The 15889-nt window shown below is 29.7% G+C and carries 15 protein-coding genes; 11 read left to right on the top strand and 4 right to left on the bottom strand.

Going from position 1 to position 15889, the window contains the following annotated elements:
* Window positions 1–49 precede the first annotated feature (49 nt).
* From FBE96_RS03025 to FBE96_RS03035, 3 genes are read left to right on the top strand one after another with little or no spacing between them, the layout of a single operon-like run.
* On the top strand, window positions 50–1222 hold the full coding sequence (locus FBE96_RS03025) for an efflux RND transporter periplasmic adaptor subunit (protein ID WP_002906142.1): 1173 nt from the start codon (window positions 50–52) through the stop codon (window positions 1220–1222).
* Window positions 1222–3147 (top strand): ABC transporter permease, encoded by a 1926-nt coding sequence (locus tag FBE96_RS03030; protein WP_002906145.1) that lies wholly within the window; start codon window positions 1222–1224, stop codon window positions 3145–3147. The genes FBE96_RS03025 and FBE96_RS03030 overlap by 1 nt, the downstream gene beginning before the upstream one ends.
* 1 nt (window position 3148) lies before the next feature.
* Window positions 3149–4519, top strand: a complete 1371-nt coding sequence (locus FBE96_RS03035) for a TolC family protein (protein WP_165433319.1) — start codon at window positions 3149–3151, stop codon at window positions 4517–4519.
* Between the two features lie 2 nt (window positions 4520–4521).
* Here FBE96_RS03035 and FBE96_RS03040 read toward each other — a convergent pair whose 3' ends face one another.
* The 4 genes from FBE96_RS03040 to ctf are packed head-to-tail and all read right to left on the bottom strand — an operon-like array spanning window position 4522 to window position 8620.
* Window positions 4522–5700: an SGNH/GDSL hydrolase family protein gene (locus FBE96_RS03040; protein WP_002859110.1), complete on the bottom strand. Its 1179-nt coding sequence runs from the start codon at window positions 5698–5700 to the stop codon at window positions 4522–4524.
* Entirely contained in the window at window positions 5687–6697 is a 1011-nt protein-coding gene (locus tag FBE96_RS03045) for a DUF459 domain-containing protein (protein WP_145599583.1), read from the bottom strand. Before FBE96_RS03045 ends, FBE96_RS03040 begins: the two co-directional genes overlap by 14 nt.
* Window positions 6698–8074, bottom strand: a complete 1377-nt coding sequence (locus FBE96_RS03050; protein WP_002899680.1) for an MBOAT family protein — start codon at window positions 8072–8074, stop codon at window positions 6698–6700. It abuts the gene before it with no gap.
* 42 nt (window positions 8075–8116) lie between these two features.
* Complete coding sequence (ctf, locus tag FBE96_RS03055; protein WP_002852256.1) at window positions 8117–8620, bottom strand: non-heme ferritin; 504 nt, start codon at window positions 8618–8620, stop codon at window positions 8117–8119.
* Window positions 8621–8799: 179 nt separating this feature from the next.
* Between ctf and FBE96_RS03060 the strand changes: the two genes are divergently transcribed.
* From FBE96_RS03060 to FBE96_RS03095, 8 genes are all read left to right on the top strand, one after another.
* Window positions 8800–9795, top strand: coding sequence for a substrate-binding domain-containing protein (locus tag FBE96_RS03060; protein ID WP_145599584.1), 996 nt, complete (start codon window positions 8800–8802; stop codon window positions 9793–9795).
* 9 nt (window positions 9796–9804) lie between these two features.
* The gene (gene pstC / locus FBE96_RS03065) at window positions 9805–10719 is read left to right on the top strand and encodes a phosphate ABC transporter permease subunit PstC (protein ID WP_002776292.1); all 915 of its coding nucleotides are present in this window, start codon (window positions 9805–9807) and stop codon (window positions 10717–10719) included.
* On the top strand, window positions 10716–11804 hold the full coding sequence (gene pstA, locus FBE96_RS03070; RefSeq protein ID WP_145599585.1) for a phosphate ABC transporter permease PstA: 1089 nt from the start codon (window positions 10716–10718) through the stop codon (window positions 11802–11804). Before pstC ends, pstA begins: the two co-directional genes overlap by 4 nt.
* Window positions 11801–12541, top strand: coding sequence for a phosphate ABC transporter ATP-binding protein PstB (gene pstB, locus FBE96_RS03075; protein ID WP_002776307.1), 741 nt, complete (start codon window positions 11801–11803; stop codon window positions 12539–12541). The genes pstA and pstB overlap by 4 nt, the downstream gene beginning before the upstream one ends.
* 61 nt (window positions 12542–12602) lie before the next feature.
* A complete protein-coding gene (locus FBE96_RS08690; RefSeq protein WP_002858638.1) occupies window positions 12603–13214 on the top strand; it encodes a DUF2920 family protein in 612 nt (203 codons plus the stop codon).
* A complete protein-coding gene (locus FBE96_RS08695; RefSeq protein WP_002858554.1) occupies window positions 13184–13831 on the top strand; it encodes a DUF2920 family protein in 648 nt (215 codons plus the stop codon). The genes FBE96_RS08690 and FBE96_RS08695 overlap by 31 nt, the downstream gene beginning before the upstream one ends.
* An 89-nt stretch (window positions 13832–13920) precedes the next feature.
* A complete protein-coding gene (locus FBE96_RS03090) occupies window positions 13921–15237 on the top strand; it encodes an MATE family efflux transporter (protein WP_002906848.1) in 1317 nt (438 codons plus the stop codon).
* The gene (locus tag FBE96_RS03095; protein WP_002906850.1) at window positions 15213–15860 is read left to right on the top strand and encodes a M48 family metallopeptidase; all 648 of its coding nucleotides are present in this window, start codon (window positions 15213–15215) and stop codon (window positions 15858–15860) included. Before FBE96_RS03090 ends, FBE96_RS03095 begins: the two co-directional genes overlap by 25 nt.
* The last annotated feature ends 29 nt before the right edge of the window (window positions 15861–15889 follow it).

A 15889-nucleotide genomic window follows, 5' to 3' on the forward strand; every position in this document is an offset into this window, starting at 1 on the left:
CAAAAAATGAGTAAAATTTAATCTTGATTTTTCTTTAGGATTTGTTATTATGAAAAAGAAGGTTATTTTAATCATTTTAATTGCAATACTTGGAAGTGTTGGGGCTTATTTTATTTTTTTTAATAATGATGAAAAAATCAGCTATTTAACTCAAAAAATACAAAAAAAAGATATATCTCAAACCATAGAGGCAGTAGGAAAGGTATATGCCAAAGATCAAGTTGATGTAGGTGCTCAAGTTAGCGGACAAATTATAAAACTTTATGTGGATGTGGGAACTCATGTAAAGCAAGGTGATTTGATCGCTCAAATTGACAAAGATAAACAACAAAACGATTTAGATATTACAAAAGCTCAGCTTGAAAGCGCTAAGGCTAATTTAGAGAGTAAAAAAGTTGCCCTTGAGATTGCGAATAAGCAATATCAAAGAGAGCAAAAACTTTATGCAGCTAAAGCAAGTTCTCTTGAAAATTTAGAAACTCAAAAAAATAATTATTATACTTTAAAAGCTAATATTGCAGAGCTTAATGCTCAAGTAGTTCAACTTGAAATCACTCTTAAAAATGCACAAAAAGATTTAGGTTATACAACCATTACTGCTCCTATGGATGGTGTTGTGATTAATGTAGCTGTAGATGAAGGACAAACAGTTAATGCTAATCAAAACACTCCTACTATAGTCCGTATAGCTAATTTAGACGAAATGGAAGTAAGAATGGAAATAGCAGAGGCTGATGTGAGTAAGATAAAAGTAGGAACAGAGCTTGATTTTTCTTTGCTTAATGACCCTCAAAAAACTTATCATGCTAAGATTGCAAGTATAGATCCAGCTGATACTGAAGTGAGTGATTCTAGTACAAGCTCAAGCTCATCAAGTTCGAGTTCTTCAAGCTCAAGCTCATCAAATGCTATTTATTATTACGCAAAATTTTATGTACCTAATAAAGATGATTTTTTGCGTATTGGTATGAGTATACAAAATGAAATTGTCGTAGCAAGTGCAAAGGCTGTTTTAGCAGTGCCAACTTATGCAATTAAAAGTGATCCAAAAGGCTATTATGTTGAAATTTTGGAAAATCAAAAAGCTGTTAAAAAATATGTCAAACTTGGCATTAAAGATTCTATCAATACTCAAATTTTAGAAGGTGTAAATGAAAATGAAGAATTGATAGTAAGCTCAAGTGCTGATGGTTTAGCTCCTAAAATGAAGTTGAGATTTTAATGATTTTTCTTAAAAATATTTGCAAAAATATAGGTGAAAATGCCATTTTAAAAAATGTAAGTTTAAGTATAGAAAAAGGTGAATTTGTTGCTATTATAGGACAAAGTGGAAGTGGTAAAACTTCACTTTTGAATATCATAGGAACATTAGATACACCGAGTAGTGGAACTTATGTTTTTGATGAGTATGAAGTCACTAAACTTAATAACGATGAAAAAGCAAGATTAAGGCGTGAAAAAATAGGCTTTATATTTCAAAGATATAATCTTTTAAGCTTGCTGAGTGCTAAAGAAAATGTTTCTTTACCTGCAGTTTATGCGGGAAAAAAATTACAAGAAAGAAGTCAAAACGCTAAAAAACTTTTAAATGATTTAAAATTAGCTCATAAGTTAGATTCTAAACCAAACGAATTAAGCGGAGGACAGCAACAACGCGTTTCTATAGCAAGAGCTTTGATGAATGGTGGAGAGCTTATTTTAGCTGATGAGCCAACGGGGGCTTTGGATAGTAAAAGCGGCATTATGGTGCTTGAAATTTTACAAAAACTTAACGCACAAGGCCATACTATAGTCTTAGTAACTCACGATCCAAAAATTGCAGCACAGGCTAAAAGGGTTATAGAGATTAAAGATGGAGAAATTTTAAGCGATACTAAAAAGGAAAAAGCTCAAGAAAAACTCACTTTAAAAACAATGTCTAAAGAGAAAAAAACACTTACTTTGCTTAAAAATCAAGCCTTTGAGTGTTTTAAGATAGCTTATTCTTCCATACTTGCACACAAACTTCGTTCTATTTTAACTATGCTTGGAATCATCATAGGTATTGCTTCTGTAGTTTGTGTTGTGGCTTTAGGATTGGGCTCCCAAGCTAAGGTGCTTGAGTCCATTGCAAGGCTTGGAACAAATACTATTGAAATTCGCCCTGGAAGGGGTTTTGGAGATTTGCGTTCAGGTAAAACAAGGCTTAATTTTAGTGATTTAGAAACGCTAAGATCCCTAGAATATTTAGAAGCAGTTGATGCTCATTCAAATACTTCAGGTGTGGCAACTTATACCAATATTTCTTTAAGCGCAAGAGCTGAAGGAGTGGGGGTAAATAATTTTGCTATAGAAGGTTTAAGGATAGATGCGGGAAGAATTTTAAATAATGATGATGTAAAAAATAGTACCAATGTTGCTGTGTTGGATTTTAATGCTAAAAAAAATCTTTTTCCTGATGAAAAAAGTGAAAATATTTTAGGTCGTGTGGTGCTTTTTAATTCTCAACCTTTTAAGATTATAGGAGTTTTGCAAAAAGATACAGACAAACCTATAGAAGATAATGTAGTGCGTCTTTATATACCCTATACAACGCTGATGAATAAGCTTACAGGAGATAGAAATTTGCGTGAAATCATAGTTAAGGTTAAAGATGATGTGAGTTCAACTTTGGCTGAAAATGCTATTATAAGAATTTTAGAAATTAAACGCGGACAAAAGGATTTTTTTACTTTTAATTCTGACACCTTTAAGCAAGCTATTACAGCAAATAAACGCACTACAACGATACTTACCGCTTGTGTGGCTGTGATTGCTTTGATTGTTGGGGGTATAGGAGTGATGAATATCATGCTTGTTTCTGTAAGTGAAAGAACAAGAGAAATAGGCATACGCATGGCTATAGGGGCTAGAAGAGAAGATATTATGATGCAGTTTTTAATCGAAGCGGTTATGATTTGTACTATAGGGGCGATTTTAGGTGTGATTTTATCGATTTTTGTTATTTTTGCTTTTAATACTTTAAGTACGGATTTTCCTATGATTTTAAATGCCTATTCTGTGCTTTTGGGACTTTTAAGTTCTATGTTTATCGGTGTGGTTTTTGGTTTTTTCCCTGCAAGAAATGCAGCAAATTTAAATCCTATTAGTGCATTATCAAAGGAATAAAATGAAAATAATACTTAGCATTTTTTTAGCATTTTTCTTGAGCGCTTGTGGTGTAAAACTTAGCTTGCCTAAAGAAGTTGATTTAACTCAAGAACAAATGAAAGATTTAAATCTTACTTATGATTGGTATAGATCTTATGATAATGCAAAATTAAATGAATTTCTAAATTTTGTTTTATTGAATAATAGTGATATTAATATTGCTAGAAAAACTTTGCTTTCGGCTTTGGCTAGAGCTGATTTGATTGATTATGATTTATATCCGACTTTAAGTGGAAATTTGGGTTTTGGTGCGGATAAAGATTTAAATTCAGGCAAACAAAGTAAAAATTTCAATAATTCTTTAAATTTAAGCTATGAGCTTGATATTTATGGCAAATTAAGAGATAGTGCAAGTGCGAGTGAATTTAGTGCAAAAGCAAGTGCTTATGATCTTGAAAATTTAAAAATAAGTATGATCAATACAGCTTTAAATGATGTGTTTGAGCTGGCTTATTTTAACGATGTAGATAAATTACTTCGAGCTTATCTTTCAAATTTAGAACAAATGAAAGAGCTTTATAACTATAAATACAAGCTTGGAAAAATAGAAGAATTAGATCTTTTAAACATAGAACAAAGCTTATTAAGAGCTAAACAAAATTTATTAAGCAATGATCAAAATCGTAATTTACTCATAAAAAATTTACAAGATTTATTGGCAAGGCAAGAAGGTTTTGCTTACATAGAGTATTTTAAAACTTTATCTTTAAATGATTTTAAAACCTTAAGTCCTGATTTTAATATACCTTTAAAAGCTTTAGCGTACCGTGCAGATGTGAGATCTAAACTCAATAGCTTAAAATCAGCTTTTAAGGATTATTCTTCCATGCAAAAATCTATTTTGCCTAGTATTTCTTTAGGTGGAGCATTAAGCGGAAGTGATAAAAAAATCGATGATAGTTTTAAATTTGAAATTTTAAGTGGCAATGTTAAGATTTCTTTACCTTTCTTAGATTATGGCAGAGTAAAGCAAAATATCAAAATTTCACAATTTACCTATGAGCAACTTTTAATTTCTTATGAGCAAACTTTGCAAAGCGCGATGAATGAATTTGCGTTAAATTATAAAGATTATCAAAGCGACACCTTGCTTTTACAAAATTTGCAAAATATTAACATTAAACAAGAGCTTATCACTAAGGCGTATTATGAAAAATATATTTTAGGAAAAAGTGAATTAAAAGATTATTTGGATGCAAACAATACTTTAAATTCTACCCAGCAAGAATTTTTAAGAGCTAGATTTAATCTTTTAAAAACCATTAATTCTTACTATCAAATCACAGCTTTAAGTTTTAATGATGAAAACTTAGAATTTCTTAAGTATTAAATTTAATAATCAATGATATTTTTTAAATCCTCGAGTAACTTTTTAGCCATCAGCTCATAGCCTTTTATAGTAAGATGTACATCATTGAGCGAAAGCTTTTGTTCTATCCATTTGTTTTTTCCCCCACTATCTTGCATAAACTGATGCATATCAAAAATAAGAGTTTTTTCTTCTTTAGCAACTTCATATAATGCTTTGCGTATGGTAAAAAAATCAGGAGCAAGCTTGTAGTTTTTACCTTGTTTTTGAACTACAGTTGGTGGAGAGATTAGCATGATAACAGCGTTTTTATTGTAAGTTTTTAAAATACTAATCCATTTTTTTAAATTATTTTTGAATTTTTGTTTTTCAAACCCTTTAAAGAGTGCATCATTAGAACCATAGGCAAGAATAATTAAATCATTGTGTAAAAGTCCTAGTTCTTTTTTTACAACTGTTTGATTCCAAGAGAGCCATAAATCACTTTTGGCACCATTGATTGCAATGGTATCTAAGAAAACATTATTATCTTTATTTGTGATGAAATATCCTCCTAGCTCAGCATCTTTTTGTAAGGCTGAAATTTGCAAAGGAAGATCAAGTTCTAGTTCTTTATAAGACCATTTGTTAATTTGTGTAGTTCTTAACTCATAGCTTTGGTTTTTTGCATCTTTGATGCTAAAAGCATTGGTATTTTGCTTGGCTTTAAATAAAAATCCTATTTTGAAATTTTTTTTATCTAGGGTTGTATCAAGGTTGATTTTTGCGCCTTTAGTTTTTGCTTTGGCTATTATCCCACCTAATGGAAAATTATGTCCAGCATTAGCAGGATTTCTTGAGTTTAAAATTTCAAAGTTTTTATAAGAATAAACAAGATTAAGATTTTGTTGATATTTAGGCTGTAAAGGATAGGCAAAACCTATAGAGTTAGAGCGGATTAAATATCCTCTTATGACACGCGGAAAGAAATCAGCCGCCATATGAGAATCTCCATAAATTCTAATTCCTATGTTTTGATTTTTTTCTAATTTTTTTTCTAGATTTTTAAGATCTTTTTTTAATACATAACTTGTTAAAGCAGAGTGATTTTTGTTTTGATTGAGTATGGAATCTATTGTGTCATTTGTATTTAAATTTTGTGCATAAGAGCTAGTAAAAATAATAAAAAACAATAAGATAATTTTAAATTTATTTACTAGCATTTTCTTCCTTAAGTTTTATGTGTTCTAATAAAAGTTTAGACATTTCTCTTGCGCCACTTGGAGTAAAATGAACCCCATCATCTGTTCTTACTTTTATACTTCTATTGTTTTCATCTTTTATATAAGCTGAGTATTCATCATTGACACTAAAAAATAGCTTAGTGTTGATAAAAATTTCTTTATTTTTAAGAATTTCATCGCCGTAAATTTTATTGAGCACTTGTATTTTTTTGTTCAAATCTTCTTTTTTTACAGGAGGGATTTCAAACCAAAAAACTTTGGCTTTATGTTTTTTAGCGATTTTAATGATTTCATCTACACGACTTGTGTAAATATCTATCCAAGAAGGGGAGCCAAAACGATGGTAATTTCCTCCTTTTTTAATATCCCAAGGATCATTAGCGCCAAGAAGAACAACAAGATATTTAATATTTGAGTTTTTAATAAAAGCTTCATTGGTGGCTTTTGACCAGTCAAAATAGGATTTATAAGAAAGGCCTGTATTTTGTTTACTAAGATCGGTTACCTTAAGATTTAAATTTCTTAAATCTCTATTTAAGGCTATTGCAACACCTTGCATTAAAGAATCTCCGATAAATAAAAACTCATCTCCATTTTGTAGCTCTAATTTGGTATTGTCGATAAAACTAATATTTGCATCTTGGATTAAGGTTAGATTTGTTTCTTTATGAGAAGTGTTTTCATCATTTTCTAAAGTGTTTAGAACTTTATCTATTTTACTTAAGTTTTCATCTATTGATTTATTTTCTTGATTTGTAGTTTCTTCATTAGTTTGAGGCAAGGGTTCGTTGCTTAAAATTGCACGAATTTGTTCTAATTTAATTTTGAAGCCATTGGCTTCTTTTAAAAGATCATTATGAGGATAGAATGCAAAGTGATATTTTTGTTCTATATAAGAGCTAATACTCTGATTCATAACTACGACAACCAAGCCAAGCACTATAATCAAAATAAAGAAAAATCTAACTACACTCATCTAAAAACTCGAATAAATAAAATCAGGAATTCCATCTGGCATAAAAGCAAAAACCAAAAGTAAAATAAAAGCTATGATAAAAGGTTTTAGTAAAAATGGAGTAAGATTTAAAATCTTAATGCAATATTCTTTAAAATTAATAAATAAAGGATAGATCATAAAAAGAACCCCAAAAGCAACCAACATATAAATATCATTATAGGATGGAATTTGGAAGAAATTATAATAACAAGCTTTAAAATATTCTATTGCATCTTCTAGATTTTTGCTATAATAAAAGAAAATCCAAGTAAAACATACAAATTGAAAGGTTAAAAATCTTCCTAAAGCTGGAATTTTTTGTAAACTAAATTTGCTTAAAGTTAGCAAATGTATAAAAACTATGCCAATACCATGCAATAAACCCCAAACAATAAAAGCAAGTGTATTGCCATGCCACATACCTGAAAGTATAAAAGCGATGAGTATATTAGCTACAGTGCGTGGTATTCCTTTTCTATTGCCCCCTAAAGGTATATAGATATAATCTCTTATAAAGGTTGAAAGACTGATATGCCATCTAGCCCAAAAATCTTTTAGGTTTTTTGCAAGATAAGGCATGTTAAAGTTAGGCGGAAGGGTAAAACCTAACATTAAAGCAAAAGCACAAACTAAATCAACATATCCGCTAAAATCGCAGTATATTTGAATTGCATAGGCGTAAATTGCGCTTAAAAGTTGTATGAAATTATAAGATTGTGGAAAGTCTAAAATACTTTTAGCATAAATTCCAAGGTAATTGGCTATTAAAACTTTTTTAACTATACCAAAAACAAGCAAGATGATGATTAAATTTGCATGTTTAAATTCGCGTTTTTGATAGGCCTGTTCAAAGAAAAAAGAACTTCGCATAATGGGCCCTGAAAGTAGTGTTGGAAAAAATGATAAGAAGGTTGCTAAATTTAAAAAACTTTCTAAACGGCGTTTTTGATAAACTTCTACAAGATAAGTGATAGAAGTAAAGGTATAAAAACTAATTCCTATTGGTAATACTAAATCAATATTTAAAAATTCTAAACCGAAAAAATTTAATATCTCATCAACACTTCCTTTGATACTAGGAAAGTATTTAAAAAAACATAAATTTAAAATAATAAAAGCCATGCAAGTAGCGAAAATATAACGCTTGCGACGCACAAAAATTAGCAAGGCAAAATAGTGTATAAAAAAGGTATATATAAATAAAACCAAGGCGAAATAAGGATTGATTAAAATATAAATAATATAAGAGAAAATTAAAATTAAAATATTTTGTATTTTATAATTATTTTTAAAAGTCCAATAAATAGCAAAAAAAGCTATCATTAAAATACTAAATTCTAGAGAAAAATAAGTCATACCTTCAATCCAAAGCGAGATTTGCCCATAATAGGGCAAAGATTATTTTTTTCTACTTAATGCAATATTTTTGATGTATTGATCAGCTAAATAAAGTCCATTTCCGTGTTCTCCGATTAACTTAATCTTGTCAACTATACCGCGGAAAAGTGCTTCTTCTTCGTGTTGTTCGCTTACATACCATTGTAAGAAATTAAAAGTAGAATAGTCTTTATGTGTTAGCATGTGTTCAACTAAAGTATTGATTGATTTTGTGATAAATTGCTCATGTTCATAGGTTTTTTCAAAAACATCAAGTAAAGATTTGAAATTTTGTTCAGGCTGTTTTACTTCTTGAAGCTCTACATGAGAATCTGTTTCATTAAGATAAGTGATAAGCTTTTTAGCATGATCGCTTTCTTCGCTTGCATGTGCAAACAAGAAGGCTCCAGCTCCATCAAGACTGTTTTCATAGCACCAAGAACTCATACTAAGATATAAGTTTGCTGCATACATTTCTTTGTTTATTTGTTCATTGAGTAATTTTACAACTTCTTTAGAAAGCATTCTTATCTCCTTATTAAAATTTAAAATGTTTTATAATGATATATTATTTTTTTAAAAACAAGCTAAATTTTTTGATAGTTAAAAATTATATTTAAGAAAAATACAAAATAAAAAATGTTTCCAAAATGTTTCCAAGTTTTTTTAAACTTCCATTACTTTTTTAAAGTTAAGGAGAAAAAATGAAAAAAATTCTATCTTTAAGTGTGGCAAGTCTTGCACTTTGTGGTGCTTTAAATGCAGTAGATTTAAAAATCGCAGGTTCATCGACTGTGTATCCTTTTACTTCTTTTGTAGCTGAAGAATATGCTTCGATCAAAAATACAAAAACTCCTATAGTAGAGAGCTTGGGAACAGGGGGTGGATTTAAGGTATTTTGTGAAGGAACTACTGATATTTCTAATGCTTCAAGACCTATGAAATTAAGCGAATTTGAAACTTGCAAAAAAGCAGGGGTAACTGATATAGTAGGGATGATGATAGGTTATGATGGTATAGTTTTAGCTCAAAATAAAACCAATGCTCCATTAAATATCACAAAAAAAGAACTTTTCTTAGCATTGGCAAAAGAAATTCCACAAAATGGAAAACTTATACCAAATCCTTATACAAACTGGAATCAAATCAATAAAAATTTACCAAATCGTAAAATTAGTGTTTATGGTCCACCATCAAGTTCAGGAACAAGAGATACTATAGAAGAGCTTGTAATGAGTGATGTGTCTAAAAAAATTCCTGAGTATAAAGGCGAGTATAAAACCATACGCCAAGATGGTGCTTATATCCCAAGTGGTGAAAATGATAATCTAATCGTTTCCAAACTTACTATTGATAAAGATGCTTTTGGAATTTTTGGTTATAGCTTTTTAGTGAGCAATTCAGACAAAATCAATGCTGCTAATATCGATGGTGTTACGCCAAGCGAAGAAAGCATCGCAGATGAAAAATACGAACTTGCAAGAAGTTTGTTTATTTATATCAATGCTAAGAAAAATCCAAAAGAAGCCTTTGAATTTGCAAAAATTTATATGAGTGATGATTTGGCAAAAAGTGGTGGAGAGCTTGAAAAAATAGGACTTGTTCCTTTAAGTGATGATAAATTAAAAGCTTCTCAAAAACACGTAGAAGATAGAAAAATTTTAAATGATGAGCTTGTAAAAGCTGGAAAAGTTTTTTAAGGAAAAACTTTGTTAAAAGAAAAAATAATCAAATTTGCACTTTTTTTATGTGCTTTTGTAAGCGTGATAGTAAGTTTTGCTATCATGCTTACAATTTTAATTGAAGCTTTAAAATTCTTTCAAAAAGAAAGCGTTGTTACCTTTTTATTCTCAAGTCAGTGGGCAGCTGATGCAGCTTTTATGAATGCAGATGGCACGAGTAAACAAGGTGTTTTTGGGGCGCTATCGCTTTTTTGGGGAACTTTTTATATTTCATTGATTGCTATGCTAACGGCTTTACCTTTAGGGGTTATGTGTGCTATATATTTAGGTGTTTTTGCTGGCAAAAAATCTAAAAATTACTTAAAACCTATTTTAGAAATCATTGCAGGGATTCCTACTGTTGTTTTTGGATTTTTTGCGGCTATAGTTGTAGCGCCTTTTATAGTGTGGTTTTTTTCTTTATTTGGCATACAAGCAAGCTTTCAAAGTGCTTTAGGCGCAGGTTTTATTATGGGGATCATGATAGTACCTATAGTGGCTTCTTTATCTCAAGATTGCATTGAAGCAGTAAGCGAGAAAAGGATTAATGGCGCTTATGCTTTAGGTATGACAAAAAAAGAAGTGGTTTTTGCCGTGATTTTACCTGAGGCTATTCCTGGTATAGTTGCAGCTTGTCTTTTAGGACTTTCAAGAGCCTTAGGCGAAACTATGATAGTGGTGATGGCAGCTTCTTTGCGTCCAAATTTAACTTTAAATTTTTTAGAAGATATGACAACGGTAACGGTAAAAATCGTAGAAGCTTTAAGTGGAGATCAAGCTTTTGATAGTTCTTTGGCTTTAAGTGCTTTTTCTTTAGGTTTGGTGCTTTTTGTCATCACTTTAATCATCAATATGTTTAGCGTTTATCTTATCAATCGCTTTCACAAAAGGAAAAATTTATGAAAAAACTTTTTAAAAAAAGACAAAAAGCTTCAAAGTCTTTTAAAAGACTTTGTAAAATGGGGCTTTATATTAATTTAATTTTTCTTTGTATCTTTTTAGGAAGTGTGGCTTATCTTGGATTTCCTGCTTTTAAGCAAACCTATATTTTTGTAGAGGCTAATAGAAATTCTCCTTCTTATGATCTTTTATCTCGCGCAGAACAAAGAAAAATAAGAACAGGACAAATCGCTGAAAAATCTTGGCTTTTGGCAAATTCAGAAGTAGATCAATATATGAAGCAAAAATATAATCGCCTTAGTGAAAAACAAAGAACTTTAGTCGATGATCTTATGCAAAAAGGCGAGATAGAGCTTAAATTTAATAGCAATTTCTTTTTAAATGGGGACTCAAAATCTCCTGAAAATTCAGGAATTTTATCTTCAGTTGTAGGGACTTTGCTTGTTATGCTTGTTTGTATGGTTGTGAGTGTTCCTATAGGCGTTGCAGCGGCAATTTACTTAGAAGAATTTGCGCCACAAAATATCCTTACACATTTTATAGAAGTGTGTATTAACAACCTTGCAAGTATTCCAAGTATCTTGTTTGGACTTTTAGGACTTGGAGTGTTTATCAATCTTTTTGGAATGCCTCGCTCAAGTGCTTTAGTGGGTGGGCTTACTTTGGCGATCATGAGTTTACCTATTATCATTGTTTCAACTAAGGCAGCTTTAAAAAGTGTGGACATTAACATGAAAAATGCCGCTTATGCCTTAGGTATGACTAAGGTTCAAATGGTAAAAGGCATTATGCTACCTTTAGCTATGCCTATGATTTTAACAGGTTCTATTTTGACTTTAGCAGGGGCTATAGGCGAGACTGCACCTTTGATGATTATCGGTATGATAGCCTTTATCCCTGATGTAGCTAGTTCGATTTTTGATTCAACTAGCGTTTTGCCTGCTCAAATTTACTCATGGTCGGCTATGCCAGAGCGTGCATTTTTAGAAAGAACCGCAGCGGGTATTATTGTGCTTTTAGGACTTTTAGTCTTATTAAATCTTAGTGCAATATTATTAAGAAAATATTTTCAAGGAAAATTAAAGTGATAGCAAAAACAACAAATTTAAATTTATTTTATGGAAAAAAACAAGCTTTATTTGATATCAATATGCAAATAGAACAAAACAAAATTACTGCACTCATCGGTGCTTCAGGATGTGGTAAATCCACTTTTTTGCGCTGTTTTAATAGAATGAATGATAAAATTGCAAAAATCGATGGTTTAGTGGAAATTGAAGGAAAAGATGTTAAAAATCAAGATGTAGTAGCCTTGCGTAAAAATGTAGGCATGGTTTTTCAACAACCTAATGTTTTTGTAAAAAGCATTTATGAAAACATCTCTTATGCACCAAAACTTCATGGTATGATTAAAAACAAAGATGAAGAAGAAGCTTTGGTGGTGGATTGCTTGCAAAAAGTGGGGCTTTTTGAAGAGGTTAAAGATAAATTAAAGCAAAATGCCCTAGCTCTTTCAGGCGGACAACAACAACGTCTTTGTATCGCAAGAGCTTTAGCGATCAAACCTAAACTTTTGCTTTTAGATGAGCCAACTTCTGCACTTGATCCTATAAGTTCAGGCGTGATTGAAGAGCTTTTGAAAGAATTAAGCCATAATCTTTCTATGATCATGGTTACGCATAATATGCAACAAGGCAAACGCGTAGCTGATTATACAGCATTTTTTCACCTAGGTGAGCTTATAGAATTTGGAGAAAGCAAGGAATTTTTTGAAAATCCAAAACAAGAAAAAACCAAGGCTTACTTAAGCGGTGCTTTTGGGTGAGATTTATTTTTTGGAAATTTGATGATATAATTAATTAAAAATTTCCAAAAAAAGGTTTAATATGATTATAAACCAAATTTATTCTATAGATTCTTGTGATGATGTAGAATTAAATATCAAAAGGGGAAGTAAATTAGAATTTAGATTGACTTATGATGATAATAAAGAAATAGAAGCTATTGTTTGTATTATTCCAGGTGGTGCTGAAGATATGAATAGTTATATTTATATTGATGATTATTTGACTAGAAATTATAAAGTTGCTGTTATTAATATTAACTATCATTGTATAGGAAATAGACCTCATTTGGGTTCTAGTTTTTATTTGGATGATATAGATAAATTCATTTTAGATACTAGTTTAAAGGCTATAAATTTAAAATGTATAAATGTTTATGGTATAAATTCTTATGAAAATCTAAATAATGCTTTTATAAGAATAGATCAAGAAATTCAAAAATTAAAATTAAATCAACAATTACATCAAAACTATAAGTTAAAAACACATGTAAGTTTTTTACCATTTAAAAATGAATATCAAAATTTTGGTATAATGCAAGCTATGGATATTTTAAATGCTATTTTTTATATAAAAGAAAATTCTCCATTTAAACTAATGAGGGGGGGGGTATTAGAACGATTTTGTTTGGAAATTCATATGGCGGATATTTAGCAAATTTATGTGCAAAAATAGCTCCTTGGAGTATTGATTTTATATTAGATAATTCTTCTTTTGTTAATTTGTTTGGAAATATTTTTAGACTTATAGGTTTTGGAAAAGAAATCGATTTTACTAGATATCATGGAACATATGATGATACTTTATTTAAAAATATATTTTTATATTTAAGTGATAAAACTTATTGGAATAATAATAAATTTTCAAAAAATTATTTTTCAAATGCTAGAAAAATCATAAGAGAACCATTAAACAAAGAACATCTAATAATACAAAGCTTATACCCAAATCCAAAATATATTTTATATCATAGTATTTTTGATGAAAGATCTCCTTTTAAAAATAAGGAAAATTTTGTACATATTTTAAAAGAATTAAATTTTAAAGTAGAATTTTTTGCTATTTCACAAGTTGATAATAAGTTTATTAAAAATTTAAATCATGGAATGGGATTGAGCACAAAATTATTTTTTAAAAAACATTTATTGCAAATATTAAAAGAACCTTTGCAAGATAAAATTTGCAAGAAGGAAGTCTCATATAAATGTGATGAGCTAGTGTATACTTTCAAAGAAGAAAATCATCAAATTATTTTAAATATAACAAATTGAGTATATTAAATATTTATATTTAAAAAAGTAATTTTTAAGTAGAATTGTTTTTTAAAAGAAATATTTAAAAAAAGAGATAAGATAATATCATGGCAAAAAAACAACTCTCCTTAACAAGACTTAGTTTTCCTATATTTTGGGATTTGCTTTCTAAGTATTTAACTGTGATTATCAATACCGCTATGGTGTCGCATTATTCTAATTTTCTTGTCGGTGCTATGGGCGCTGGAAATCAAATTTTAGATCTTTTTATCACTATTTTTTCATTTTTAAGTGTGGGTTGTAGTGTGCTGATCGCACAAGCAATTGGTGCAAAAGATCATGTTTTAGCAAGAAAAGTGATTCATCAAAGTTTGTTCTTAAATGCACTTTTAGGCTTTGTATGCGGTGTGCTTATTTTATGGCATGGGGAGTATTTGCTTTATCTTTTAAAAATTCCACAAGAATTGCTCAAAGATAGCGAAATTTACTTACATATGCTTGCAATTTGTTTGTTTTTTGATGCCATAGGTATTGTTTTAGCTGCTATTGTAAGGGTTTATAATATGGCTTATTGGGTCATGTTTATAGGTTTTTTGATGGATATAGTGGTGATTTGTGGAAATTATTATGTTTTGCATTATACAAAGTCAGAACTTTTTGGAGTAGGGCTTAGCAATATTTTTGCTCGCATTGTTGCTATAGTTGCTTTGTTTGCGATACTTTTTTATAAACTTAAAATTCATCTTAAAATCAAAGAAATGATAAAACTTGAAAAAGAAGTTTTAAAAAAGGTTTTAAATATAGGTGGATTTTCAGCAGGGGAAAATCTTTTGTGGATAGTCCAATACACTATAGCTTTTGCTTTTGTAGCAAGTTTAGGCGAGGCGAGTTTGAGTGTGCAAACGATTTATTTTCAAATTTCAATGCTTATCATGCTTATAGGACAAGCTATAAGCATAGCTAATGAAATCATAGTAGGTAAATTAATCGGTGCTAGATATGAAAATATCGCTTACAAACATGCTTGGCGTGCTTTATATTTTAGTGTAATAGCGAGTGCTTTAGTGGCGTTTTTAAACTATCTTTGTCAAGATTTTACTATGCAAATTTTAGGGCTTAAAGAAGAGCTAAAAAATTTAATGATACCTTTATTTGCCCTTTCAATCTTTCTTGAAATTTCACGCACTTTTAATATAGTTATGGTTAATTCCTTGCGCGCAAGTGGCGATGCTAAGTTTCCATTTTTTAGCGGACTTGTTTTTATGATGGGGGTATCTTTGCCTGTGGGTTATGTGCTTTGTTTTCATTTTAATCTTGGAATTTTAGGGGTTTGGATAGGATTTTGTGCAGATGAGTTTTTGCGTGGAATGGTAAATTCATACAGATGGAAAAGTAAAAAATGGCAAGGCAAAGCTCTAGTTTAAAATCATTTATTTATAAAGATGAGTGCTATTTTTATTCTAAAAAATGCATAAAAACTTTAAGATTAAGGCTCAATGAAAAGGGTGAATTTGTTCTTAGTATTCCTTATTTTTGCACCTTTAAAAGCGTTTATGAGTTTTTAGATAAATCAAGTTCTTGGATGAATGAGGCAAAAAAAAGATTTGAAAAAAAAGCCTTAAAAGATGATGAGTTAATCTTTTTAGCTAAAAAATATAAAATTATTTTTGATGAAAATACCAAAAAAACTTATTTTGATAAAGATAAAATAATTTGTCAAAATAAAGCAAAATTAGATTTATTTTTAAGACAAAATGCTAAAAAGATTTTTACTTTTTATCTTAAAAAATGGAGTCAAAAAACAGGTTTATTTTACACGCATTTAAGCATTAAAAATATGAAAACGCGTTGGGGTTCATGTAATCACAATAAAGCTTATGTTAATTTAAATTTAAAACTCATTCAAAAGAGTTTAAGAGCTATTGAATATGTGATTTTGCATGAAATCAGCCATTTAAAATTTCCCAATCATAGCAAAGAATTTTATACTTTTATAGAGCATTTTATGAGTGATTTTAGGCAAAGAGAGAAAGAATTTTTAAGTTAAAAATGTTATATTTATAGTTTATTTTTCAA

It is taken from the genome of Campylobacter sp. CFSAN093241, assembly GCF_012889595.1.
GTDB lineage: Bacteria > Campylobacterota > Campylobacteria > Campylobacterales > Campylobacteraceae > Campylobacter_D > Campylobacter_D jejuni.